22 protein-coding genes are annotated in these 24,404 nt (G+C 69.7%); 6 read left to right on the plus strand and 16 right to left on the minus strand.

All coding sequences use genetic code 11. The features are described 5' to 3' along the window. Position 1 precedes the first annotated feature (1 nt). The 4 genes from R1Z03_RS03965 (at position 2) to R1Z03_RS03980 (ending at position 5,322) form a co-directional block, all read left to right on the plus strand. Entirely contained in the window at positions 2-1,081 is a 1,080-nt protein-coding gene (locus R1Z03_RS03965; protein ID WP_317357057.1) for an acyl-CoA dehydrogenase family protein, read from the plus strand. A gap of 67 nt (positions 1,082-1,148) precedes the next feature. Further along, complete coding sequence (locus R1Z03_RS03970) at positions 1,149-3,260, plus strand: acetate--CoA ligase family protein (protein WP_317357059.1); 2,112 nt, start codon at positions 1,149-1,151, stop codon at positions 3,258-3,260. Then, a complete protein-coding gene (locus R1Z03_RS03975) occupies positions 3,247-3,804 on the plus strand; it encodes a nuclear transport factor 2 family protein (RefSeq protein WP_317357061.1) in 558 nt (185 codons plus the stop codon). The genes R1Z03_RS03970 and R1Z03_RS03975 overlap by 14 nt, the downstream gene beginning before the upstream one ends. 288 nt (positions 3,805-4,092) lie before the next feature. Further along, on the plus strand, positions 4,093-5,322 hold the full coding sequence (locus tag R1Z03_RS03980) for a porin (RefSeq protein ID WP_317357063.1): 1,230 nt from the start codon (positions 4,093-4,095) through the stop codon (positions 5,320-5,322). A gap of 177 nt (positions 5,323-5,499) precedes the next feature. On the opposite strand, the gene R1Z03_RS03985 is transcribed toward R1Z03_RS03980, so the two are convergent. After that, positions 5,500-6,297 carry an SDR family oxidoreductase gene (locus R1Z03_RS03985; protein WP_317357065.1) on the minus strand — a complete coding sequence of 266 codons (798 nt, stop codon included), beginning with the start codon at positions 6,295-6,297 and terminating at the stop codon, positions 5,500-5,502. A gap of 218 nt (positions 6,298-6,515) precedes the next feature. On the opposite strand from R1Z03_RS03985, the gene R1Z03_RS03990 reads away from it, so the two are divergent. Then, entirely contained in the window at positions 6,516-7,283 is a 768-nt protein-coding gene (locus tag R1Z03_RS03990; protein ID WP_317357067.1) for a helix-turn-helix domain-containing protein, read from the plus strand. A 30-nt stretch (positions 7,284-7,313) separates the two neighbouring features. On the opposite strand, the gene R1Z03_RS03995 is transcribed toward R1Z03_RS03990, so the two are convergent. From R1Z03_RS03995 to R1Z03_RS04065, 15 genes are all read right to left on the minus strand, one after another. Next, positions 7,314-9,017: an NAD(P)/FAD-dependent oxidoreductase gene (locus R1Z03_RS03995; RefSeq protein WP_317357069.1), complete on the minus strand. Its 1,704-nt coding sequence runs from the start codon at positions 9,015-9,017 to the stop codon at positions 7,314-7,316. A 214-nt stretch (positions 9,018-9,231) separates the two neighbouring features. Next, a complete protein-coding gene (locus tag R1Z03_RS04000) occupies positions 9,232-10,023 on the minus strand; it encodes an SDR family NAD(P)-dependent oxidoreductase (RefSeq protein ID WP_284410345.1) in 792 nt (263 codons plus the stop codon). Positions 10,024-10,032: 9 nt separating this feature from the next. Further along, positions 10,033-10,989: a branched-chain amino acid ABC transporter permease gene (locus R1Z03_RS04005; protein ID WP_317357072.1), complete on the minus strand. Its 957-nt coding sequence runs from the start codon at positions 10,987-10,989 to the stop codon at positions 10,033-10,035. An 8-nt stretch (positions 10,990-10,997) separates the two neighbouring features. Next, positions 10,998-11,879 (minus strand): branched-chain amino acid ABC transporter permease, encoded by an 882-nt coding sequence (locus tag R1Z03_RS04010; RefSeq protein WP_317357074.1) that lies wholly within the window; start codon positions 11,877-11,879, stop codon positions 10,998-11,000. 34 nt (positions 11,880-11,913) lie between these two features. Next, positions 11,914-12,633, minus strand: a complete 720-nt coding sequence (locus tag R1Z03_RS04015; RefSeq protein WP_284430387.1) for an ABC transporter ATP-binding protein — start codon at positions 12,631-12,633, stop codon at positions 11,914-11,916. Further along, positions 12,626-13,381 (minus strand): ABC transporter ATP-binding protein, encoded by a 756-nt coding sequence (locus tag R1Z03_RS04020; RefSeq protein WP_284410349.1) that lies wholly within the window; start codon positions 13,379-13,381, stop codon positions 12,626-12,628. The genes R1Z03_RS04015 and R1Z03_RS04020 overlap by 8 nt, the downstream gene beginning before the upstream one ends. Positions 13,382-13,403: 22 nt before the next feature. After that, positions 13,404-14,159: a glucose 1-dehydrogenase gene (locus tag R1Z03_RS04025; RefSeq protein ID WP_317357078.1), complete on the minus strand. Its 756-nt coding sequence runs from the start codon at positions 14,157-14,159 to the stop codon at positions 13,404-13,406. Continuing rightward, positions 14,156-15,064 (minus strand): SMP-30/gluconolactonase/LRE family protein, encoded by a 909-nt coding sequence (locus tag R1Z03_RS04030; RefSeq protein ID WP_317357080.1) that lies wholly within the window; start codon positions 15,062-15,064, stop codon positions 14,156-14,158. Before R1Z03_RS04030 ends, R1Z03_RS04025 begins: the two co-directional genes overlap by 4 nt. 36 nt (positions 15,065-15,100) lie before the next feature. Then, entirely contained in the window at positions 15,101-16,324 is a 1,224-nt protein-coding gene (locus tag R1Z03_RS04035; protein ID WP_272566105.1) for an ABC transporter substrate-binding protein, read from the minus strand. A gap of 112 nt (positions 16,325-16,436) precedes the next feature. Further along, entirely contained in the window at positions 16,437-18,083 is a 1,647-nt protein-coding gene (locus tag R1Z03_RS04040) for a long-chain-fatty-acid--CoA ligase (RefSeq protein ID WP_317357083.1), read from the minus strand. Positions 18,084-18,297: 214 nt separating this feature from the next. Beyond that, positions 18,298-19,008, minus strand: coding sequence for a 7-cyano-7-deazaguanine synthase QueC (queC, locus tag R1Z03_RS04045; RefSeq protein ID WP_317357085.1), 711 nt, complete (start codon positions 19,006-19,008; stop codon positions 18,298-18,300). A gap of 75 nt (positions 19,009-19,083) precedes the next feature. Beyond that, positions 19,084-19,239 carry a hypothetical protein gene (locus R1Z03_RS04050; protein WP_272549895.1) on the minus strand — a complete coding sequence of 52 codons (156 nt, stop codon included), beginning with the start codon at positions 19,237-19,239 and terminating at the stop codon, positions 19,084-19,086. A gap of 82 nt (positions 19,240-19,321) precedes the next feature. Next, complete coding sequence (locus tag R1Z03_RS04055; protein WP_317357087.1) at positions 19,322-20,923, minus strand: glucan biosynthesis protein D; 1,602 nt, start codon at positions 20,921-20,923, stop codon at positions 19,322-19,324. A gap of 128 nt (positions 20,924-21,051) precedes the next feature. Further along, positions 21,052-22,251 (minus strand): threonine ammonia-lyase, encoded by a 1,200-nt coding sequence (locus R1Z03_RS04060; protein WP_284410354.1) that lies wholly within the window; start codon positions 22,249-22,251, stop codon positions 21,052-21,054. Between the two features lie 240 nt (positions 22,252-22,491). After that, positions 22,492-22,638: a hypothetical protein gene (locus R1Z03_RS04065; protein ID WP_317357089.1), complete on the minus strand. Its 147-nt coding sequence runs from the start codon at positions 22,636-22,638 to the stop codon at positions 22,492-22,494. A gap of 70 nt (positions 22,639-22,708) precedes the next feature. Between R1Z03_RS04065 and R1Z03_RS04070 the strand changes: the two genes are divergently transcribed. Continuing rightward, the gene (locus tag R1Z03_RS04070) at positions 22,709-24,196 is read left to right on the plus strand and encodes an NEL-type E3 ubiquitin ligase domain-containing protein (protein WP_317357091.1); all 1,488 of its coding nucleotides are present in this window, start codon (positions 22,709-22,711) and stop codon (positions 24,194-24,196) included. The last annotated feature ends 208 nt before the right edge of the window (positions 24,197-24,404 follow it).

Here is a 24,404-nt window from a genome sequence, read left to right on the forward strand (position 1 = left end):
CATGACATTCCACGCCACGCCGATGTTCCCCGGCGACCTCTATGACACCACCTCCCGCGTGGCCGCTGCGGCGCCCGTGGCAGAGACCTTCGAATCCCAGGAGCCCAGCGAGACATGGAACCAGTTCCTGCAGCTGGGCTGGCAGGGGGTGCTGATTGACGAGACGCACGACGGTGCCGGCGCCTCGCTGGGCGATGTGGCCGCCATCGCCGAAGCCGCGGGCCGGCATGCCCTGGCGCAGCCCCTGGCCGCGCGCTGCGCCGTGGTGCCCCTGCTGCTGGCCGGCCTGCCGGGCGCCAGCAACGTGCTGCGGGCCATGGCCGCGGGCGAGGCCTCGGTCTGCCCCGTGCTGGACATGGGCCCGGTGCCCCTGGCTGCCGTGCGCGATGGCGATCGCCTCACGCTCAACGGCCGCCTGCATGGCGCCGACCTGACCGAGCCCGCCACGCACTTCGTGTTCGTCGCCATACAGGACGATGGCCAGCCGCTGCTGGTGCTGGCACCGCGCGATGCGGTGCCGGGCCACGCCAGTACCTGGCTGGGCATCGACGGGCGTCAGACGGCCGACATCGCCCTGACCGGCGTCACGCTGGCGGCGTCCAGCGTGCTGGCGCAGGGCGAGGACGTGTGCACCCGCGTGGAGCGCGCCAGCGCGGTCGGTGGCCTGCTGGCCTGCGCCCAGACCGTGGGCGCTATCGGCGCGATGATCGAGCAGACCATCGAGTACCTCACCACGCGCGTGCAGTTCGGCGTGGCGCTGGCCACGTTCCAGGCGCTGCGCCACCGCGTGGTGGAGATGTACGTGGCCTACGAGAACGTGCGCGGCATGGTGCGCCGGCAGGTGCTGGACCTGTGTGAGGGCTCCGCCAGCGGCTCGCCGCGCGACATCGCGCTGGTCAAGCTCTACCTGTCCGTCACGGGGCGCCAGGTGGCCGAGTCCGCGATCCAGCTGCACGGGGGCATCGGCATGTCGCGCGAACTGCCCGCGGCGCGTCTGGCCATGCACGCGCTGGCCTGCAGCCTGCAATGGGGCGATCGCTTCGCGCACCTGGACCGCCTGGCGCGGCCCGCGCTGCACTGAGCCGCCCTGGCCACGCCAGCCTTCCGAACCGACCAGACAGAGACCCCGTACAGAAGGACGCTTTCCCATGCATTCGTTGCACCCGCTGTTCCACCCCACGTCGGTCGCCCTGGTGGGCGCCTCGTCGGACCCCGAACGCATCGGCGGCAGGCCGCTGCGTTTCATGCTCGAAGGGGGCTTCGAGGCGCCGCTGTACCCCGTCAACCGCAGCGGCGACACCATCCAGGGCCTGCCGGCCTACGCCAGCGTGCGCGACATCCCGCACCCGGTGGACCACGCCATCATCTGCGTGCCCGTGGCGGGCGTGGAGGCGGCGGTGCGTGACAGCATCGCCAAGGGCGTGAAGGCCATCCAGGTGCTCACGGCCGGGTTCGCCGAGGTGGACGCCGAGGGACGCGCGCTGCAGGACCGCATCGTGGGCCTGTGCCGCGATGCCGGGGTGCGCATGGTCGGCCCCAACTCCCTGGGCCTGCTGAACGTGCCCACGCGCTTCTTTGCCACCTTCTCCACGGCGCTCAATGGCTTAAAGCCGCGCCCCGGCCCCATCGCCCTGGCCACACAGAGCGGTGCCTTCGGCTCGGCCGCCTACGGCGCGGCATCGTTGCGCGGCCTGGGCTTCAGCAAGATCGTGGCCACGGGCAACGAGGCGGACGTGGATGTCGCCGAGTGCATCGACTACCTCGTGGACGACCCCGATACGCGCGTCATCTGCGCGGCGCTCGAGTCCTGCCGCGATGGCGATCGCCTGCGCGCCGCTCTGCTCAAGGCCGCGCATGCCGGCAAGCCCGTGGTCATCATGAAAGTGGGGCGCACGGAACTGGGCGCGGCCGCCGCATCCACGCACACCGGCTCGCTGGCCGGCGACGACGCGGTGTACGCCACGGTGTTCGAGGAGTGCGGCGCCTGGCGCGCCGCTTCGATCGAGGAGATGCTCGACATCGCCTACCTGCACTCCACCACGGGCCGGCTGCCGCAGAACACCGATGTCGGCGTGGTCACCGGCTCGGGTGGCATCGGCATCCTGATGGCCGACGACGCGGGCGAGCGCGGGCTGCAGCTGTCGCCGCTGCCGGCCGCCGCGCGGGCCGCGGCGCTGGAGCTGCTGCCGTTCGCCGTGGCCAGCAACCCGCTGGACATGACGGCGCAGGTGACCGCCGTGCCGCAGGGCGTGCCGCGCACCGTGGCACTGATGCTGGACCAGGCCGGCTACGGCACCGTGTTCGCCTACCTGGCGCATGTGGGCCTGTCGCCACAGCGCTTCGCGGCCACGCAGGCCGAGCTGATCGCGCTCAAGCAGCGCCATCCGCACCGGCTGCTGGTGCTCGTCATGCTCTCGCGTCCCGAGGTGAATGCGACGCTGGAACAGCACGGCATCGCCGTGTTCGAAGACCCGTCGCGCGCCGTGCAGGCCGTGGCGGCGCTGGCCCACGTGCACAAGCGCCGGAGCGCCCTGCACCTGCCGCCCCCGCCGACCGGGCCTTCCGCACCACTGGGGAACGTGGCCACCGAAGACGGCGCCAAGCGTGCGCTGGCGGCCGCGGGCCTGCCCGTGCTGCCCGAGCGGATCTGCCGCAGCGCCACGGAGGCTGCCGAGGCGGCCTCCGCCATGGGCTACCCCGTGGTGGCCAAGATCGTCTCGCCCGACATCGTGCACAAGACCGAAGTGGGCGGCGTGCTGCTGAACCTGCCAGACGCGCAGGCGGTGGCCGAAGGCTTTGCCGCGCTGATGCAGCGCGCGCAATCGGCCCGGCCCGATGCCCGGCTCGATGGCGTGTTGGTGGCGCCCATGCTCAAGGGGGGCGTGGAACTGATCGCCGGCATCCACCGGGACCCGACCTTCGGACCCATGGTGATGTTTGGCTCGGGCGGCACGGCCGTGGAGCTGTTCAAGGACGTGGCCTTCGCGTCGGCACCGCTCACGCCGCAGCGGGCCCGGGCGCTGATGGAGCGCGTGCGCTCCACACAGTTGCTGCGCGGCTGGCGCGGCGGTCCGCAGTACGACGAACAGGCCCTGGCCGACGCGCTGTGCAGGCTGTCGGAATTCGCCTTCTCTCATGCTGACCAGATCGAGAGCATCGACATCAACCCGCTGGTGGTGCGTGTGCAGGGCGCCGCCTGCCTGGATGCTGTGATCGCCGTGCGCGCTTCCGCGCCAGGGGACTCCCATGGCACCCATTGAAGCGCGCCTGACGGCGCTGGAGGCCGGGTGGCAAGCCCTGGCCGACAAGGATGCCATCCGCGAATGCCTGTACCGCTACAGCCGGGGCATCGACCGCTGCGATGCGGAGGCCCTGCGCAGCGCCTACTGGCCCGACGCTACCGACCGCCACGGCCCCTACCAGGGCAGTGCGGAGGGATTCATCGACTGGGCCCTGGACAAGCTGCCGGGGGGCGGCCGGATGGTGCACCTGCTGGGCAATATCGCGATCGAACTGCGGGGCGAGCAGGCCGCGGTGGAGAGCTACTTCCAGGCCTTCCAGACGGGTACCAGCGCCCAGGGGGAGGCCGCCGAGACCTTTCTGTGCGGCCGCTACATCGACCGCTTCGAGCGCCGCGCGGGCCAATGGCGCGTGGCGGCCCGCACCGTGGTCTACGACTGGATCCGCGAGGCGCCCGCCGCCCCGGGCACCGATGCGCAGCGCTTCGGCGTGCGCATGCCTGTGGGCGCGCACAAGCCGGCGGATGCATGGTATGCACTGCTGTCTGGATTACCCGATGGATAATTTCGACGCCTGATTTTCGTTGGGTTTCAATAATGGCCTGGATAAATAATCCGGGCCATTGGCGCTGGATTTTTTGAATTTCCGGATGGGTTTCTTTGATGGTCGGTGAATACCCGTAATCGATCGGTGCATACCCTGCAATTGCTATGTAGGTCATTGAAATCAATAGGATTTTTTCTTACCATTTTTTAACCGGTCGACAGGTAATTAATGGTTTTGCTGTGGGTGGCCGGTCATGTGCCAACCCTGGCGGGTGGCGATTCATATTGCTGCGTGAGGAGACATTCGATGTCGGAAATATTCAACAAAACAGCCGGCCGTATTCGCCGGGGCATCCAGGGCACGCCATCACGCGTGCTAGTGGGCGCCATGGCCGCCTGGGCCTGTGGCCAAGCGCCGGCGTGGGCGCAACAGGCGCAGAAAGAAGAACTGCGCCAGATCACCACGCCTGCGGGCGGCATGGCCGCCGCCGCATCCAGCGTGACCCTTTATGGACTGATCGACACCAGCATCGCCTATGCCTCCGGCGCAGGCGGGCGCATCACCAAGCTGGACAGCGGGCACATGAATGGATCGCGGTTCGGTTTCCGGGGCTCCGAAGACCTGGGCGGCGGGCTGCGTGCCAACTTCTGGCTGGAGGCGGGCATCAACTCCGACACGGGTGGCTCGGGGCAGAACCAGGGCGCAGGTGCCAAGTTCTTCGGCCGGGGTTCCCTGGTCAGCCTCACGGGCGACTTCGGCGAGGTGCGGCTGGGCCGCACGGTGACCACGATCAGCTCCGAGGCGCAGGCCGTGGGCGATGCGTTCGGTTTGGGGGGCGCCGGCAACCTGCAGGGCATCCAGCCGGCCACAGGCCGCGCGAACAACACGGTCTGGTATCAGTCGCCGTCGTTGTCCGGATTCATCGGCAAGTTCTCGTACTCCTTCGGCGAGCGCACCAGTGCCACGGGCGGCACCCAGGCCGCCAACCAGGCCGCCGTCGCGTTGTTCTATTCCGGCCAGGCGCTCAGCGGCGCGGTGGCGTACACCACCTTGCGCCATCCCACGGACCTGAGCACGGTGCGCTGGCTCAACTCCAGCCTGGCCTACAACTTCGGCGGCTTCAAGCTGTTCGGCTCGTTCGCGACATTCAAGAACCCCGGCGCCGACCTCAGCCCGGCCGTGCATGCGGCACTCGATGGCAATGTGCAGTTGGCGGGCATTCCGACCGTGGGCTACTACGCCGGGCAGGACGACCGCAGCGCCTCTCTGGGTGTGGCGGTACCGTTCGGGTCCAGCACGGTGCTCGCGCAGGTCGTCAAGGTGGATGACCGCGGCCCGCTGAACCGCGATGCCACGCAGTTCGGCGTGGCTTACCTTTATGCCCTGTCCAAGCGCACCACGCTGTATGCGGACTACGGCAAGGTGAAGAACCGCAACGGCGCAGGCTACGCGCTGACGGGCGCGACGTCGCAGGCCGGCCTCGGCGACAGCGGCAACAGCGATGCCGTGCACGTGGGCGTACGCCACGCTTTCTGAGCCTGCGGCCGCGGGCAGGCCCACCTGGTGGGGACGGGGCCTGACGTGATGGCACGCGGAGCAGCAGGATTCCAAGGGCAACGGCCGCGTTGCAGCGCGGGTCGGCTGCCGGGTACCCAGCTCTGGAAGGCCCGGTTTGCAGGCTCGACGGGCCTGCGCACCGGGCTCGCAGGCGTTTCAGCCGGCGGCGGGCCGGCCCCAGCCGCCCATGGGCAGCGAGCCCATGAGCGTGTGCGCCAGGCCACCGTCCACCAGCAATTCGGCGCCATGCACGTAGGCCGCGTCGGGGCCCAGCAGGAAGGCGGCCACGCTCGCCATGTCATCGGCTCCGGCCAGCCGGCGCAGGGGCACGCGCGCTTCGCGCAGCGTGCGGGCCTCGGGATCGGTATAGGCTGCCGCCGTGCCCGGCGTGAGCGTCAGCCCGGGCGAGAGCGCGTTCACGCGGATGCCCTCGGGGCCCCACTCGGCGGCCATCTGGCGCATCAGCATGAGCGCGGCGGCTTTGCTGGCGCTGTAGGCGCCCAGCGGCGGCGTGGCATGGCTGCCCGAGATCGAGGTGATAAACAGCACGGTGCCGCGCGTGGTTTTCAGCGCCGGGTAGGCGGCCTGGGCCAGCAACAGCGGCGCGCGTGTGTTGACGGCGAAGACGCGGTCCCACATGGCCGGGTCGTACGTGGCCAGCGGGCCCGGCGCCGCGAAACCCGCGTTGCTGACCACGGCGTCCAGGCCCCCGAAGGCGTTCACGGCCTGCGCGCACAGGCGGGCCGGAAAGGCCGCGTCGGCCAGGTCGCCGCCCAGCACGAGCGCGGTGCCGCCGAGTTGCCGGATCTCGGCCGCCACGGGCTCCAGCTCGGCCAGGTGCTGGTCCGCCAGAGCGATGCAGGCGCCGCCGTGGGGCGCGGCGTTGCGCGCCAGGCGCAGTGCGATGGCGCGGCCGATGCCCCGCGCGGCGCCGGTGATGATGCAGCGGTTCATGCGGCCTCCGCTGGCGTGGTAACGCCGGGCTGGCCGATGGAAGGGAAAGGAAGGTGTGCCATGGGGTTCAAAGGTTGGAATGAAGGCTTGCGGGAAGGAAAGCGGTCCGCCGTGCGGGCCTGTACCTGTGTCGCGCGCAGGGCTGCCGGTGGTGGCGGTGGCCCGCACAATGGGCCGGCCATGCCATGCATCCGCCGCGTCGTCTCCGGAGCGCTCCCATGCCCGCCAGCACGGTGAAGTCGGCCACGCGCGTGCTGCAGGTGCTGGAACACTTCGCGCAGGTGCGCACGCCCCTGCCGCTCAAGCACATCAGCGAGGCGCTGGGCTACCCCCAGTCGAGCACCACGGTGCTGCTCAAGAACCTCATCGCCATGGGCTACCTGCGCTATGACCGCACCGAGCGCCTGTACTTCCCCACGCCGCGCGTCACGTCGCTGGGCGACTGGATCTCGCAGGCACTGTTCGGCCAGGGACGCGTCTTCGAACTGATGCACGACCTGCACGGCGCCACGGGCGAGACGGTGTCCATCGCCATGCTCAACGACATCTATGTGCAGTACATCCGAGTCATCCAGTCCACGCATGCCATCCGCTTTCACACCGACGAAGGCAGCCTGCGGCCGCTAACGCGCTCGGCCGTGGGCTGGCTGCTGCTCACCGACCGCACCGATGCGGAGGTGGAAAAGCTCGTGCACCGCGCCAACATTGCCGTGCAAGGGCGCGAAGACCGGGTGCCGCTGGAGACCATCGCCCCCGAGGTGGCCGGCGCCCGGCTGCGCAAGGCGCTCTACCTGGAGAACCTGCCGCTGCTGGGCGGCGCCACCATCGGCGTGGTGCTGCCCTGGCGTGTGCAGGGCCGCCTCGTGGTGCTGGGCATGGGTGGCACCATCGAGCGCATGCGGCCCCACCGGGCGCGCTACACCGCGCTCATGCGGCGGCTGGCCCTGCAGCTGGAGCAACCGCAGCCCGGGCCGGGCCGCGCATAGCGCACGCATTGGGCGTGGCGGTGCGGGCGGTCAGCCCGCCACCGCTGCTTCGGCCGGGGCTTCCTGGCCTGTGTGCGGCACCGGCCGCGTCAGGGTTGGGCGCTGGAAGGTGAAGTTGCGGTAGCCGTCCTGCGCGGCGGCCGCGCAGTGCTCGCGGTACTTGGCGAAGCCTCCGGTGAACAGCGTGAGGCCCTGCGGCTTGTCCTTCACGTTGGCGCCCACGTACCAGGTCTTGGCCTTGAGCAGCAGCGAGCGTTGCGACAGCGTGTAGACCAGGTCCATCCAGCCCTGCTCGGCCTGGGCCGTGGGCTCGATGGTGGCCAGGCCCTGGCCCTGCATGTGCTGCATGGCGGCGGCGATCCAGTCCACGTCGTTTTCGCTGATGCGGATGATGTTGGCCAGCGCGGCGGGGCCGTTGGGGCCGGTGGTCATGAAAAGGTTGGGGAAGCCCTCCATCATCAGGCCCAGGTAGGAACGCGCGCCGTCCTGCCACTTGCCGTTGACGGTGCGGCCGTCGCGGCCGACCACGTCGAAGGCCAGCATTGCGCCCGTCAGGCCGTCGTAGCCGGTGGCCAGGATGAGCATGTCCAGCTCGACCTCGCCGGACTGCGTGCGAACGCCCTTCTCGGTGACCTCCACGATCGGATCGTGCAGCAGGTCCACCAGGTGCACGTTGGGGCGGTTGTAGGTCTCGTAGTAGCTGGAGTCCAGGCAGGGACGGCGCGCGAAGATGGGGTAGCCGCGCGGCTTGAGCTGCTCGGCCGTCACCGGGTCCTTCACGACCTCCCCGATCTTGCCGCGCACGAATTGCGCTACATGCTCGTTGGCTTCGGCGTTGGTCATCAGGTCGCAGAAAGTGCCGAGCATGGCCAGGCCGCCGCTCTTCCAGGCATCTTCCAGCAGTTGCTGGCGCTGGCGGGGCGTCACGCTGAAAAACGCGCGGGTGGATTGCGGGCGCACGCCGCCCACGGCGCTGTTGCGCGCGGACTCACGGATGCCGGCGTAGTGACGCTTGACCTCGGCCATGTACTCGGGCGTGAGGTCTTCGTTGCGCATGGGCATGGTGAAGCTGGGCGTTCGCTGGAAGACGAACAGCTCGCCGGCCTCCTTGCCCACCTCCTGCACGATCTGGATGCCGGTGGAGCCGGTGCCGATCACGCCCACGCGAAGGCCTTCGAAGCGCACGGGCTCGTGCGGCCACCTGGCCGCGCGCAGCAGGCGGCCCTTGAAGCGCTCCAGGCCGGGGATCTCGGGGTCCTTGGGGATGGAGAGCGGGCCGGTGGCCATGATGCAGTAAGTAGCCTCGTAGACGGCCCCGCGGTCGGTCTTCACCGTCCACAGCTGGCGCTCCTCGCTCCACACGGCGCTGGTCACGCGCGTGTTGAACTGGATGTGCCGGCGCAGGTCGAGCCGATCGGCCACGAAGTTGATGTAGCGCAGCAGCTCGGGCTGGGCCGCGAACTGCTCCGACCAGGTCCACTCCTGCTCGATCTCGGGCGAGAAGGAGAAGCTGTAGTCGATGCTGGGCAGGTCCACGCGCGCGCCGGGGTAGCGGTTCCAGTACCACACGCCGCCCACGTCGCCGCCGGCCTCGAAGCCCTGGATCTTCAGGCCCATTTCCCGAAACTTGTACACGGCGTACATGCCGCCGAAGCCCGCGCCGACGATGGCGACGTCGATGCGCTGGGGCGGGGTGGGAGCGTTGGCGTTCCCGTGCGGGGTTTGCGTTGTCATGTTGTCTCCTCTGGGGGGCGGCATGGTCCGTGCCGCGGATGGTTTCAGATGGGGTCAGGTCGCCACCGGCGCTGCGCTGGCGCTTGCGGCGTGCGGTCTGTCCTGCGGGAAATGATGCGTTCGCGCCGTGCGCGCATCAAGCAAATGCACGGGTGGGGCCTGCAACATCACATCCATGATTTCCGGGTGCCCGCGCGGCCCGTGGACGCCTGCCTCAGACGGCCAGCGTGCCGCCGTCCACCGGCAGCGTCACGCCATTGACGAAGCTCGCCATGTCCGAGGCCAGGAACACCGCCGGCCCCGCCAGCTCGTGCGGCTGGCCCAGTCGTCCGGCGGGAATGCGCTGCATGAAGCGCGCGAGCCGCTCGGGGTTGGCGCGCGTGGCCTCGGTCATCGGTGTGTCGATCACGCCCGGCGCCAGCGCGTTGACGCGGATGCCATCGGGCGCGAGGTCGAGCGCCAGGGTCTGCGTGAACATCTTCACCGCCGCCTTCGAGGGCGAGTAGCCCAGCGCACCGCCCTGCGCGATGAATGCCGCGCCCGAGGCCACATTGATGATGCTGCCGCGCGTGCGCCGCAGCGCGGGCAGCCAGGCGTGCACTGTGTGGAACACGCCGAAGAGGTTCACGTCCATCGTGCGGCGCAGGTTCTCGGCGGCGCGCGGGCTGTCGATGCCTTCGCGGATGATCACCCCCGCGTTGTTGACGAGCGTGTCCACATCGCCGACCGACTGCGCCACCTGCGTGGCGAGGTCATGGCAGGCCTGGGCGCTGGACACGTCGAGCGCCCAGGCCCAGCCCTCGGTGCCGGCGGCGCGCACATCGCGCAGCGTGTCTGCACAGCGATCGGCCTGCAGGTCGGTCACGATGACGCGCGCGCCGGCCTGGGCGAAGGCCACGGCCACCGCGCGGCCGATGCCGCTGGCCGCGCCCGTGACAAGGGCCAGGCGGCCGGCCAGCAGCCCGGGGGTGGCCGGCCAGGTGGGGGGAAGTGCATGGGCTGGCATGGGGTCTCCCTACAGCGGTGCCGAGCCGCGCTGGCGGCGGCTGGCGAGATAGGCCTGGAACTGGCCGACGATGCCCTTGCGGAACAGCATGACCACGATGACGAACACCACGCCCTGCAGGATCAGCACCCACTCGGCGAACGAGGCGAGGTAGTTCTCCATGGTCACGATGACCATGGCGCCCACCACCGGGCCCAGCAGCGTCTGCATGCCGCCCACGATGCAGATGAGCAGGGCCTCGCCCGAGGTGGCCCAGTGCACGTCGGTCAGCGAGGCGAGCTGGAACACCAGGGCCTTGAGCGAGCCCGCGAAGCCCGCGATGGCGGCCGACAGCACGAAGGCCAGCAGCTTGTAGCGGTTGATGCGGTAGCCCAGGCTCTGGGCGCGCGGCTCGTTGTCGCGGATGGCGCGCAGCACCTGCCCGAAGGGCGAGTGCACCAGCCGGTGGATCAGCCAGAACGCGCCGCCGATGAGCACCGTGACGAAGTAGTACAGCACCAGCGTGTTCTCCAGCGAGAACAGACCCAGCACGGTGGGGCGCGGGATGTTCTGGATGCCGTCTTCGCCGCCCGTGAACGGCAGGCGCAGCGCCATGAAGTACACCAGCTGCGCGAAGGCCAGCGTGATCATCGAGAAGTAGATGCCCTGGCGGCGGATGGCCAGCAGCCCCGTCAGCAGGCCCAGCGCCGCGGCCGCGGCCGCGCCCAGGGCGATGCCGCTCAGGCCCTCCCACCCCCAGACCTTGACCGCGTGCGCGGTGATGTAGCCGGCGGTGCCGTAGAACATGGCGTGGCCGAACGACAGCAGGCCGACGTAGCCGACCAGCAGGTTGACCGATGCCGCCAGCAGCGCGAAGCACATCAGCTTCATGAGGAACATGGGATACACCACGAACGGCGCGGCGGCCAGGCAGGCCAGGGCGGCCAGCAGCAGCGCGTTGTGGGTGCGTCGACTCAGCAGGTCCATGGCGACTCCTAGTGGGCACGGCCGAAGAGGCCATGGGGACGGATGGCGAGCACGAGGATCATCACCACGAAGATGACCACCCCCGCGCCATCGGGATAGAAGACCTTGGTCAGGCCCTCGATGGCGCCCAGCGCGAAGCCGGTGACGATGGAGCCCAGGATGGAGCCCATGCCGCCGATCACCACCACCGCGAACACGACGATGATCAGGTTCGAGCCCATCAGCGGGCTCACCTGGTAGATCGGCGCGGCCATCACGCCGCTCAGGCCCGCCAGGCCCACGCCCAGCCCGTAGGTGAGCATGAGCATGCGCGGCACGTTGATGCCGAAGGTGCGCACCAACGGGGCGTTCTCGTTGGCCGCGCGCAGGTACGCGCCCAGCTTGGTCTTCTCGATGAAGAACCAGGTGCCCAGGCAGACCGCCAGCGCCGCGGCGATCACCCACACGCGGTACAGCGGCAGGAAGGTCACGCCCACGTCGATGCCGCCCGTCAGCGGGTTGGGGTAGGGCTGGCCGCTCACGCCGAACTGCAGGCGGAAGGCGCCCTCCATGAGCAGCGCCACGCCGAAGGTCAGCAGCAGCGCGTACACATGGTCCAGCGCATATAGCCGGCGCAGCATCATGCGTTCGAACACGACCCCGAAGCCCGCCACCACCAGCGGCGCGATGACGAGCGCCGGCCAGTAGCCGATGCCCAGGTATTCGAGCAGCCCCCACGCCACGAAAGCACCCAGCATGTACTGAGCGCCGTGGGCGAAATTGACCACGTGCAGCAGCCCGAAGATGATCGACAGCCCCAGGCTCATCAGGGCGTAGAAGGCGCCGTTGATGAGCCCGACCAGAAGCTGCCCGATCAGTGCAGCCCATGGGATTCCGAATAGCCCGTCCATCGTGTTGTCCGTCCTGCGTTGGGTGAAGAAGGGCTCACAGGCCCAGAAGCGACTCGATGTGTTCGCGCTGCGTGTCGAGTTCGTCGCGGCGGAAGTGGCCCGCCACCTCGCCTTCCTCGATCACGTAGAAGCGGTCGGCCAGCGCGCAGGCGAAGCGGAAGTTCTGCTCCACCAGCAGCACGGTGAAGCCGCGCTCGCGCAGCATGCGGATGGTGGCGCCGATGCGCTCCACGATCACCGGCGCCAGGCCCTCGGTGGGCTCGTCCAGCAGCAGCAGCTTGGCGCCCGTTCGCAGGATGCGGGCGATGGCCAGCATCTGCTGCTCGCCGCCCGACAGGCGGGTGCCCGGGCTGTGCCGGCGCTGCTGCAGGTTGGGGAACAGCGTGTAGATCTCGGCCACGCTCAGGCCGCCGGGCAGCAGCACCGGCGGCAGCAGCAGGTTCTCTTCGGTCGAAAGGCTGGCGAAGATGCCGCGCTCTTCGGGGCAGTAGGCCGCGCCCAGGCGCGCGATGGCCTCGGGCGGCAGGCCCTCGGTGGGCTGGCCGCGCAGCGTGATCCGGCCCTCGCGCCGGCCCAGCAGCCCCATGATGGCGCGCAGCGTGGTGGTCTTGCCGGCGCCGTTGCGCCCCAGCAGGCACACCACCTCGCCCTCGTTCACGTCCAGGTCGATGCCTTGCAGCGCCAGGGTTTCGCCGTACCAGCCGCGCAGGCCGCGCACCTGCAGCAGGGGCTGCGCGTCGTGGGCCTCAGGCATGGGTACCTCCTACGTAGGCTTCGATGACGCGCGGGTCGCGCGAGACCTCGTCATAGCTGCCCTCGGCCAGCACCTGGCCGGCCTGCAGCACGGTCACGCGGTCGCACAGCTCGGCGATGACCTTCATGTTGTGCTCGACCATGAGCACCGTGCGTCCGCGCGCGGCCTCACGGATCAGCGCCACCACCGGGCCGATGTCTTCGTGGCCCAGGCCCGCCATGGGCTCGTCCAGCAGAATCATCTCGGGCTCCATGGCGATGGTGGTGGCCAGCTCCAGCGCGCGCTTGCGCCCGTAGGGCAGTTCGCCGGCGGGCGTGTCGCGCCAGCGCGTGAGGCCCACGCGTTCCAGCAGCTCCAGCGCCCGCGCGTCCAGCGTGCGCAGGACCTTCACGTTGCGCCAGAAGGCGAAGGTGCCGCCGTGGCGCTTCTGCAGCGCCACGCGCACGTTCTCCAGCACCGTCATCTGTCCGAAGACGGCCGAGATCTGGAACGATCGCACCAGGCCCGCCATGGCCACGGAAGCCGGGTCGCTGCGCGAGATGTCGCGGCCGTTGAAGACCACCGTGCCCGAAGACGGCCGCAGGAAGGTGGTGAGCAGGTTGAAGCAGGTTGTCTTGCCCGCGCCGTTGGGCCCGATGAGGGCGTGGACCGAGTGCCGGCGCACCCGCAGGTCCACGTCCTTGACGGCGTAGAAGCCGCGGAACTGCCGGCTGAGCTGGCGGGCTTCGAGGATGAAGGGGGCGTCCATGGCGGGGCGGCCGTTGGGCGGCTCAGAGGAAGGCATGGGTGACGCCGCCGTCCACGAGCAGCGACTCGCCGGTCACGAAGCTGGCGTCGTCCGAGGCCAGGAAGCATGCGGCCTTGGCGATGTCCTCCACCTCGCCCAGGCGCTTCATCGGCGTCTTGGCGATGCGCAGCTTGGCCTTTTCGGCATCGACGTTGATCTTCACGCCCTCGGTGAGCACCGAGCCCGGGCAGATGGCGTTGACGCGGATGCCGCGCGGCCCCAGGTCCACGGCGGCCGAGCGGGTCAGCCCCAGCACGCCGGCCTTCACGCCGCAGTACAGCATGCCCTCGGGCAGCCCCAGGAAGGCGGCCGACGAGGCGATGTTGACGATGCTGCCGCCGGCCTCCATGGCCTCGGAACCCACCTGGATGCCCCAGACCACCGAGTTGAAGCCCGTGCCCACCATGCGATCGAGCATCTCGGGCGTGATGGCGTCGATGGGGCCGTAGCGGACCCAGATGGCGTTGTTCACGAGCACGTCCAGGCGGCCGAAGCGCTCCTTGAGCGCACCCACGGCGTCGCTGAAGCTCGCGCGGCGTGCCACGTCGCCACCGAAGGCCATGGCCTGCAGCCCCTGCGCCTGCAGCTGCTCGGCGGCTTCGTGCGCCATGTCCTCGGCGCGGTCCAGGATGCCGACGGCGGCGCCTTCGGCCGCCATGGCGTCGGCGATGGCACGGCCGATGCCGCGCGCACCGCCGGTGATGAGGGCAACCTTGCCTTCGAAACGTCGGGTGGTCATTGAGGGGTCCTTGTCGAATGGTGAGAGGGGAGGTCGGCGAAGCGGGCTTCCTCCAGCCCGCGCACGCCCGTGCCGTGGATGGCGAACACGGCGCCCGCGTCGGGGTGGTCGCTGCGCAGCAGGTTGCCGCTGTCGCGGATGGAGGTGAGGTAGATCACGTCCAGCCCGGGGCCGCCGAAGCAGGGGCATGTCACGAAGGTCACCGGCAGCTGGATGCGGCGCTCCAGCCGCCCGTCGGGCGTGAAGCGTGCGAGCTGGCCGTTCTGCACCAGCGCCACCCACAGGCAGCCCTCGGCGTCCACGGTGGCGCCGTCGGGCACGGAGCCCAGCGCGCGCGTGTCCACCAGCACCTCGGCCGGGCCGATGTCGCCCGTGGCGGGGTCGTAGGCGTAGCGGCGCACCTGGTGCGTGGGGCTGTCGGCAAAGTACAGCCAGCGACCATCGGGGCTGAAGCAGGTGCCGTTGGCCACGTGGATGCCCGTGTCCAGCGTGCGCACGGCGTGCGCGCCGAGCTGGTAGAGCGCGCCCTCGGGCGCCATGCGGCCCAGCGTCATCGATCCGACCACGAAGCGCCCGTTGCGGTCGGTGCGGCCGTCGTTCAGGCGCATCCGGTCGGCGCCGTGCGCCACCCGCACGCCCAGGGGCGAGAGGGTGCCCGTGTCCGGGTCCAGGTACTGGAAGTCGTCCTCCAGCGCCAGCAGCAGCCGGCCGCTGTCGCACAGCGCGATGGCGCCGATGTGCTGGGGCAGTTGCCACTGCGCGCCGGCCCCGGTGGCCGGCGTGTGGCGCCGCACGATGCCGGCGCGCCCGTCGATCCAGTAGAGCGACTGGGTGCGCGCGTCCCACAGTGGGCATTCGCCCAGCAGGTCCCGCTGCGGGGCCAGGATGTCGATGCGAAGGGCCATGGAAGGGCTCGGGCTGCGTATCGGCCGGGCGCGGGCCTACTTGGCGGCGGCCTTGATGTAGTCGCAGCTGCTCTCGGACAGCGGGCGCCAGGTCTGCTCGGGCGGGATCTCGCCGCGCACCGTGTAGAAGTCGTTGGGGCCCTTGGACTCGGAGGGCTTCTTGACCTGTATGGCGTACACCGTGCGCAGCGCCTGGCCGTCCTCGCGGATCTTCACGTCCTTGGAAAAGAAGTCGTTGATGGGCAGCTCGCGCATCTTGGCCGCGACCTTGGCGCCGTCGTCGGTGCCTGCGGCCTTCACGGCCTGCAGGTAGTGCCAGGCGGCGCTGTAGGCGCCCGCGTGGATGTAGGTGGGCACCACGCCCTTGTTGCGCGCCATGAAGCGCTTGGCCCAGGCGCGCGAGGCCTCGTCGCGGTCCCAGTAGAACGGCAGCGTCAGCTGCAGGCCCTGGGCCACGTCCAGTCCCATGGCCGAGACGCTGTTGATCGTCATGCCGAACACCGTCACCACCTGGCCGCCGCGCGTGATCTTGTATTCCGCGGCCTGCTTGAGGGCGTTCGACAGATCGAGCCCCGCGTTCAGGATCACGATGGCCTGCGCGCCGCTGGATTGCGCCTGCAGCAGGTACGACGAGAAGTCGGTGGCGCCCAGCGGGTGCTTGACCGAGCCCACCACCTTGCCGCCGGCGGCCTGGATGAAGCGCGTCGCATCGTCCTGGTAGGCCTGGCCGAAGGCGTAGTCCACGGTGATGAAATAGAAGCTCTTGATGCCCTGCTTCATCAGGCTCTGCACGCCGGCCTTGGGCAGCGCATAGGTGTCGGTGAGGAACTGGAAGTTCATCGGCGAGCAGGACTTGTTGGTCAGTTCCGCGCTCACCGTGCCCGCGATCAGGTAGGGCTTCTTGCGTTCCTTGAGCAGGCTGGAGATGCCCAGCGCGATCGACGAGGCCGAGCCGCCGACGATGGTGTCCACCTTCTCGGTGTCGAGCCACTTGCGCGCGATGTTCAGGCCCACGTCGGGCTTGTTCTGGTCGTCGGCCACGACCACCTCGACGGGCTTGCCGAGCACGGCGCCGCCGAAATCCTCCGCGGCCATGCGCACGGCCAGCGTGGAGCCGGGGCCGCCGTTGCCCGAGTAGGGGCCGGTCTGGTCGGCCATGACACCGATGCGCACCACATCGTCGCTGATCTGGGCATGGGCCGCTGCGCCGCAGGCGAGGGCCAGGGCGGCAAGGGCGAGGCGGGAGCTGGGCAATGGCATGGGTGTGTCTCCTTGGTGTGTGCGTGTCTTCGGTCGGGACGGATGCATCCAGGGCCCCGCCGTCCGCGGGGTGTGCGATGCCAGCGGCCCGCAGGGGCCGCGGGGCGTGGGCTCAGGTCGCGTCGGTGGGCAGGCGGTGGTCGCGGAACAATTCGCGCAGCCGCGTCTTTTGCAGCTTGCCGGTGGCGGTGTGGGGCAGCGCGTCGATGAACACCACGTCGTCGGGCATCCACCAGCGCGCGATGCGGTCCTTCATGAAGTCGAGGATCTCCGCGCCGCTCACCGACTCGCCCGCCTTGGGCACCACGATGAGCAGGGGGCGCTCCTGCCACTTGCTGTGGTAGGCGCCGATCACCGCGGCCTCCTGGACCTTGGGGTGGCCCACGGCCAGGTTCTCCAGGTCGATGGAGGAAATCCATTCGCCGCCGGACTTGATCACGTCCTTGGAGCGGTCGGTGATCTGCACGTAGCCCTCGGCGTCGATCAGCGCCACGTCGCCCGTGGCGAACCAGCCGTCCGCATCCAGGGCCGCGCCCGGCTCCTGGCCGTAGTAGGCCGACACCACCCAGGGCCCGCGCACCTTGAGATCGCCGGGGGTGCGGTCGTCCTGCGCGCGCTGGCGCCCCTCGGCGTCGAACACCGCGATCTCCACGCCGAAGATGGCGCGGCCCTGGCGTGCCTGCACGGCGTGGCGCCCTTCGGCGGGCAGATCCGCGTGCCGGGGCAGCAGGTTGCCGATGGTGGCCAGTGGGCTGGTCTCCGTCATGCCCCAGGCCTGGATCACGAACGCACCGAAGAGGCGGTCGAACTTCTCGATGATGGCGCGTGGCGCGGCCGATCCGCCCACCACCACGCGTTGCAGCCGCAGCGCCGCGCGCTCGGCGGCGGGCAACGCCTCGGCATGCTGGAAGAAGCCCAGCCACACCGTGGGCACGCCCAGCGAGAGCGTGCACTGTTCGTCGCGCAGCAGCGCGAAGAGGCGCTCGCCCGAGAGGTTGGGGCCGGGCAGCACGAGCTTGGCGCCGCTCATGGCGCTGGCATACGGAATGCCCCAGGCGTTCACGTGGAACATGGGCACGGCCAGCAGCACGCTGTCGCGCGCGCCCAGCCCCAGGCCGTCCGTGGCGCAGGCGGTCCACGAATGCAGCACCGTCGAGCGGTGGCTGTACAGCACGCCCTTGGGGTGGCCGGTGGTGCCCGAGGTGTAGCACAGCGACGAGGCGGTGTTCTCGTCCAGCGCGGGCCAGGCGAAAGCGGCGTCGCCCGCGTCCACCAGGTCTTCGTAGCACAGCAGCGGCGCGGGCAGGTCCACCGCCGGCAACTGGTCGCGCCGGCACAGGGCCACGTAGGCCCTGACGGAGGGCAGGTGCGGCGCGATCTGGGCCACGAGCGGCGAGAAGTCCGGGTCGAAGCACAGGTACTCGTCGGCCGCGTGGTTGACGATGTAGCTGATCTGCTCGGGGAACAGGCGCGGGTTCACGGTGTGCAGGATGGCGCCCATGCCCGAGACCGCGTAGTACAGCTCCAGGTGCCGGTGCGTGTTCCAGGCCAGCGTGCCGACCCGCGCGCCCTGCGGCAGACCGCGGGCGTGCAGGGCGCTGGCCAGGCGCCGCGCGCGGTGGCCCACTTCGCCCCAGCTGGTGCGCAGGCTGGTGTGCGCGTCGACGTGGGAGACGATCTCCACGTCGCCGTGGTGGCGAGCCGCGTGCTCCAGCAACGTGGAGATGAGCAGTGCTCCGGATTGCATCAAACCCTGCATTTGTCTTCCTCTTTCTCTGCGGCGTCGCCCTGATTCCGTGAGCGATCTATTTTTTACATGCCGGCCGGTAAGTGAATTGATGCTAGCAGAACGACTCCGGACCAACAACGCCCGCGCGCTGGGTGAAAACCCTTGCGTCGCGAGGCATTCGACGCCGGGTGGGGACACAGGGAATGTGCGGAGACGGCCGGAAAGTGGCGCATCTCCGCGGTCGTCAAGGGCCTGGCGGCAGCCCCGTCCACTGAAAGTAGCCTGCGCGGCGCAGTTCGCACGCCGGGCAGGTGCCGCAGCCGTAACCCCAGGCATGCAGCGTGTCGCGCACCCCGTGGTAGCAGGTGTGGGAGCGCTGCACGATCAGGTCCACCAGCGCATCGCCGCCCAGCTGGCGCGACATCTCCCAGGTCGCGGCCTTGTCGATCCACATGAGCGGCGTCTCGAAAGTGAAGCGCTGCCCCATGCCCAGCGATACCGCCACCTGCAAGGCCTTGAGCGTGTCGTCACGGCAGTCGGGGTAGCCCGAGAAATCGGTTTCGCACATGCCGCCCACCAGCGTGTGCAGCCCGCGCCGGTAGCCCACCGCGGCGGCGAGCTGGAAGAACAGCAGGTTGCGGCCGGGCACGAAGGTGTTGGGCAGCCCGGCCTCGGTCATCTGGATGGCGGTGTCGCGCGTGAGCGCGGTGTCGCTGATCTGGCCCAGCACCGCGAGATCGACCATGTGGTCCTCGCCCATGCGGCCGGCCCATTGCGGGAACTCGGCGCGCAGCGCGGCCAGCACCTCCTGCCGTGCCTGAAGCTCCACGTGGTGCCGCTGGCCGTAGTCGAAGCCGATGGTTTCCACCCGCTCGAAGTGGGTCAGTGCCCAGGCCAGGCAGGTGGTGGAGTCTTGTCCACCGGAAAAAAGGACCAGGGCGTGGCCGGCTCTCATGGTGTGTTCCTTTGAAGGACGTGGGCGTAAAAAAGCCCCGCGGCGCGGGGCTCTGCGAAGGGGAGGGGCCGGCGCTCAGGCCATGTAGATGGCGATGAAGGCCAGCAGGAACATCAGCACGCCGCCCACCACGGGCAGCACGATGGGCATCAGCGGGACCACGGCTTCGACGCCATCGGGGGCATGGTGGTGTTCGCCAACGTGCGGGGTGGTGGTCGTGTCGTGGGCCATGGGTTCTCCTGGTGGCTGCCTCAAAAAGTGATGAAATTCTAGCGGCAGCCGCCGGGCGGCCGCCACAGGGTTTCGACGGGTGTCACACCAGCTTGCGGTCCGCAGGGGCCGGCGGCACCCACTGGTAGAGCCACGTTTCGGTGATCGGCTCCTTGCCCACGCGCAGAAACAGGCGGATGGTGATGGGCTCGGTGCTGTCGTCCTCGGGCCGGATGTCGAACATCGCGCGCCAGCCGTTCACGGCGTCCAGGGGGCGGGCCGACGTGATCTCGACCTTGCCGCGGCTCACCGTGATCACGGGCTCCACCTTGGCGTCCCGGCCGAGGGCCGCGAGGTTCTCGCCCGCGAAGTCGACCGCGAAGCGCCACGAAAAGTACTTGCGCGGCTGGCCCACCACGCCGCCCAGGCCCGTGCGCGTGGCCACGCAACCGGCCAGCGCGGGACGGGCCGGTGGGTGCGCGCCCCAGTACAGGCGGTAGCCCACCAGCAGCTCTTCGCCCGCCTTCGGCTTGCGCTCGGGGTTCCAGAACGCCACGATGTTGTCGAAGGTCTCGTCGATGGTGGGAATCTCCACCAGCTGGATCGAACCCGCGCCCCAGTCGGCCTTGGGCTCCACCCACAGCGAGGGCCGGCGCTCGTAGAACACGCCGTCGTCCTGGTAGTGGTCGAAGTTGCGGTCGCGCTGCAGCAAACCGAACCCGCGCGGGTTCTGGTCGGCAAAGGCGTTGAACTGCAGGTTCGGCGGATTGGTGAGCGGGCGCCACACCCATTCGCCGTTGCCGCGCCACATCGACAGGCCGTCGGAGTCGTGGATTTCCGGCCGCCAGTCGTTGGCCATGCGGCGGTCGTTCTCGCCGTGCTGGAACATGCTGGTGCAGGGGGCGATGCCGATGCGCTCGATTTCCTTGCGCGGGTACAGCGCGGCGTCGATCTCCATGACCTGCGTATCGCCCGGGGTGATCGCAAAGCGGTAGGCGCCGGCCACGCTGGGGGAGTCGAGCAGGGCGAGCACGACCACGGTGTTGGAGCCCGGGGCCGGCCGCTCCAGGTAGAACGCGGTGAAGTCGGGAAACTCTTCCGGCCGCTGCATGCCGGTGTCGATGGCCAGGCCCCGGGCCGACAGGCCGTATTGCCACTCGCCGCCCACAGCCCGGAAGTAGCTGGCGCCCAGGAAGGCCGCCACGTCGCGCACGGGGTCGGTGTGGAAGTTCAGGCGAAAGCCCGCGAAGCCCAGGTCGGCAGGCAGGTCGCCGGCCTTGAGGCCGCTCTTGCCGTAGTCGAACATGGCCGGGTCATAGGCCAGCTCCTGCGCCTGGCCGTTGGCCAGCTCGTACATGTGCACGGGTTTCTTGAAGAACAGGCCCAGGTGGAAGAATTTGGCCTGGAAGCGCAGCTTCTCGTCGGCCCACAGCGAGTGGTCGGGCCGGAACTGCATGGACTGGTACTGGTCCCAGTCGAGCGACGTGACCGAGGGGGGCAGGGTGCCCTGGTACGGCTCGTACGCCTTGGCGGCCAGGGCGTGGGCCTGGCCCTTGAGCGCGGCGAAATCGAAGGGCTGCGGCTTGCCCAGGGGCTTGAGCGTGGCGAAGGCCTGGGTCCAGTTCAGGCCGAGGGTCCCGGCCGAAGCCAGGGCGGCGCCTCGGCCGAGGGTGCGCAGGAAGTGGCGTCGTTTTGGTTGCTGCATGGGCCAGCAGTGTGCCGAAAACCGCGCGCCATCCCATGCAACGCCGTGTATTCGGCGGGGAATTTCGGCAAAAAACCGCGTTTCTCCTACAAAAAACCCGCGGTTCGGAGCGGACGCCTTTCGGTGCCTCAGATCAGGTCGGCCTCCATGTGGGCCGCGCGCAATTGCTCCAGCACCTGCTGCACGTGCGCCTTGCCGCGCGTCTGCAGCACGAGTTCGATCTCCACGTTCTGGGCAGCCAGCATGGTGAAGGCCCGCTGGTGGTGCACCTCCTCGATGTTGGCGCCGGCCTCGGCCACGGTGGCGGTGATGCGCGCCAGCACGCCCGGAATGTCGCGCGCGCTGACCTTGATGCGGGCCAGCCGCCCGGAGCGCACCATGCCGCGCTCGATGATGGCGGCCAGCAGCAGCGGGTCGATGTTGCCCCCGCACAGCACCAGGCCCACCTTCTTGCCCTGAAAGCGTTCCGGGTAGCGCACGAGCGCTGCCAGGCCCGCGGCGCCGGCGCCCTCGACCAGCGTTTTTTCGATCTCCAGCAGCATGAGCACGGCCTGCTCGATGTCGCCCTCCTGCACCAGCACCAGGTCGTCCACCAGCCGCGCGATCACTTCGCGGGTGAGGGTGCCCGGCGTGCCCACGGCGATGCCCTCGGCGATCGTGGAGGTGCCCTGCGGATGCTGCGTGCCCTTGATGGCATTGACCATGGCCGGAAAGCGCGCGGTCTGCACGCCCACGATCTCGATGCCGGGGCGGATCGCCTTGGCGGCCGTCGCCACGCCGGAGATCAGTCCGCCGCCGCCCACCGCGATGACCAGGGTGTCCAGGTCCGGCACGGCCTGCAGCATCTCCAGGCCCAGCGTGCCCTGGCCGGCGGCCACGGCCTCGTCGTCGTAGGGGTGCACGAAGGTCAGGCCACGCTCCTCGGCCAATGCATAGGCGTGGGCGCGGGATTCCTCCAGCGTGTCGCCGTGCAGCACCACTTCGGCGCCAAAGCCGCGCGTGCGCTCCACCTTCACGCCTGGCGTGAAGCGCGGCATCACGATCACGGCGCGCAGGCCCAGGCGCTGCGCGTGGTAGGCCACGCCCTGGGCATGGTTGCCGGCGCTCATCGCGATCACGCCGCGCTGCTGCTCTTCGGGCGACAGCTGGCTGAGCTTGTTGCAGGCCCCGCGCTCCTTGAAGGAGGCGGTGAACTGCAGGTTCTCGAACTTGAGGAACACCTGGGCGCCCACGATCTGCGAGAGCGTCTTGGATTCCACGCACGGCGTGTCGAGCACATGGCCGCGCAGGCGGGCGGCGGCATCCTGGATGGTTTGGAGCGTGAGCATGGGCGACATTGTGGCGCGTGCCGGGCCGCGCGCCGCCCATGACAACGCCAACGCCGACCCACCGGCGGCGCCGGCGGGCCGGTTCGCCTCCAGCACAGCCCCTTCGGGCCGCAGGCGGCCCCGGGTCCGGGCCCGGCGCAGCATGTCGGCGTTCTTCACTCCGCGTTGCGCCATGCCCCTGTCCGGCCCTTCCCGTGCGCTGTCCGTGCCTGCCGCGCCGCTACTGCAGAGGCCGGCCGATCACGCGCCCGCGACGGTCACCCCGCCGCAGAGGCACACGCTCGGATCGCTGTTGAGAATGCCCTCGGGGGCCTTGGCGATGCGGGCGCCTTCGGTACCCGGGGCCACCGCCGCCGCGCCGATGCCCCCGCTTACCGTGCGGCGCACTCTGGGCGAGTTGCTGGCAATTCCGCCGACGCCTGCCGATGGAGCAGCGCAGGGCGCGCCAGCAACGCCCGTGCAGCCACACTGGGTGCCCACCCCGGACGCGACGGCCGAGGCGCCGGCCGTGCCCTTGCCGGCATGGGCGGATTGGCTGCAAGCGCCTGCCTCCGTCCAGTATCTGCACGCCAAGGCCCTGGCCCCCGGGCAGCGCCAGCGTCTGGCGCGCACCCTGGAGGCGCAGTGGCGAAAGCATCCCGACCTGCAGGCGCCCTCCCAGGAGATGAACCTGTGGATGTCGGTATTGAATGCGCAACTGCGGGCCCGCCGCGATGCGGGACGCCTGGCCCAGGCCGGCCAGCGGGTCCTGTCCCTGCTTCGGGCCTGCGCCCCGCTCGATGGCGCGGCTGCGGTCCGCGACGGCGAGACCCGCATGCGGGGCCCGGAATACCGCGAGGCGTTCAACCATTTCCTGCGGGTCATCGGCGACGAATCGCTTGCGCAGCCCCTGCGCGATGCGGCCGAACGTGCCTTGCAGGCCCATGGCGAGAACGGCGCCACGCTCACGCCGCACCATGCCGAACGGCTGTCCCGTGAGGGCATCGTGGCCCTCGCGGAGCAGGGTTACCGGGCGATCGGTGCCGGGGCCCTGCACAAAGCCACGCCGCCCCATCTTCGATCCGAGTTGCGCGCACCCTTCTCGCTCTGGCTGGAAGCCCAGGAAGCCTTCGATGGCGAGGAAAACGCGCCCGCGTTCGCCCATTTGCTGGAGCGAAGGCTGCCATCCACCCCGGCGCTGCGGAAAGCCCACGGGCCGGGCGCCACCCTCCTGCAGGAAGGGGCGCAGGTGATCCAGGCCATCGCCCGCGACGGCCGGCTCCGGGCGCGGGTGCTGGCCATGGCCGAGAACGCGCTCGGATCGTGCGGCGACAACGTGGCCGAAGGCTTTTCCGCCATCGTGCTCGCGGTGCGCAACCACCAGATGGTCCAGGCGGTGCAAGAGGGCCGCATCGACGCGGCGGGGCTGGACTCCTGGGCGCGGCAGCAGTTCCGGCTGGGAGCGCTGGAGGCGGCTGTGCACCACTTCATCCGGCAGGCGCTGGAAACGCCCGGTATTCCCGAGGACATGGAACGGCAGTTGCGCAGGGAACCCCTGGAGACCATGCTGCACGCCAAGGTCAGCCTGAAGGCCCTGCTGTGGCTGCCGGACAGCGTGCCCTCCGAGATGACCTATGCCGCGCAAAGCGTGCTGACGCCCGGCGACCTGTCGGCCCTGGCCGCGGGGGTGATGGACGCCGAAAGCGACGACCGGCAGCTCACGGCCTACCTGCTGTCCAACGAAACCTGGCGCGTCGGCATGCGGCACCTGCATCGCGAGGCGTTCGCCGCACTCGATGCGGCTTTCGACGAAGACCCGTTCCATGACCGCGATCTGCCGCGCGATGGCGATGCCCACGTGCAGGAGCGCGTGGCCTACAACGTGGCCGCCGCCGAGTTCATGCAACGCCAGCGCGCTGCCGAGGACGCGTTGCTGCTGCAGCGTTGGGGTGGCGTGCCGGGGTGAGCGTGCTCTCTGGCGGTGATCGAAGCGACCACAGGCGGCCCTCGCCCACTGTGGCAGGCGCGTCCGAGCCCGTTTTTAGCGAAAACCGCCGCATGCCGGGAGATTGCATGCCTGTATTGCTATTTAATTGATAGCAATCGGATGGCCGGAGCGATGCCAGCCGGACGCGCGAAGGCCGCGTGGCAACGCGTGGGGCGCCGCCGGCCGG

Origin of the sequence: Acidovorax sp. BLS4, from assembly GCF_032929295.1 — a bacterium.
Taxonomy (GTDB): Bacteria; Pseudomonadota; Gammaproteobacteria; order Burkholderiales; family Burkholderiaceae_C; genus Paracidovorax.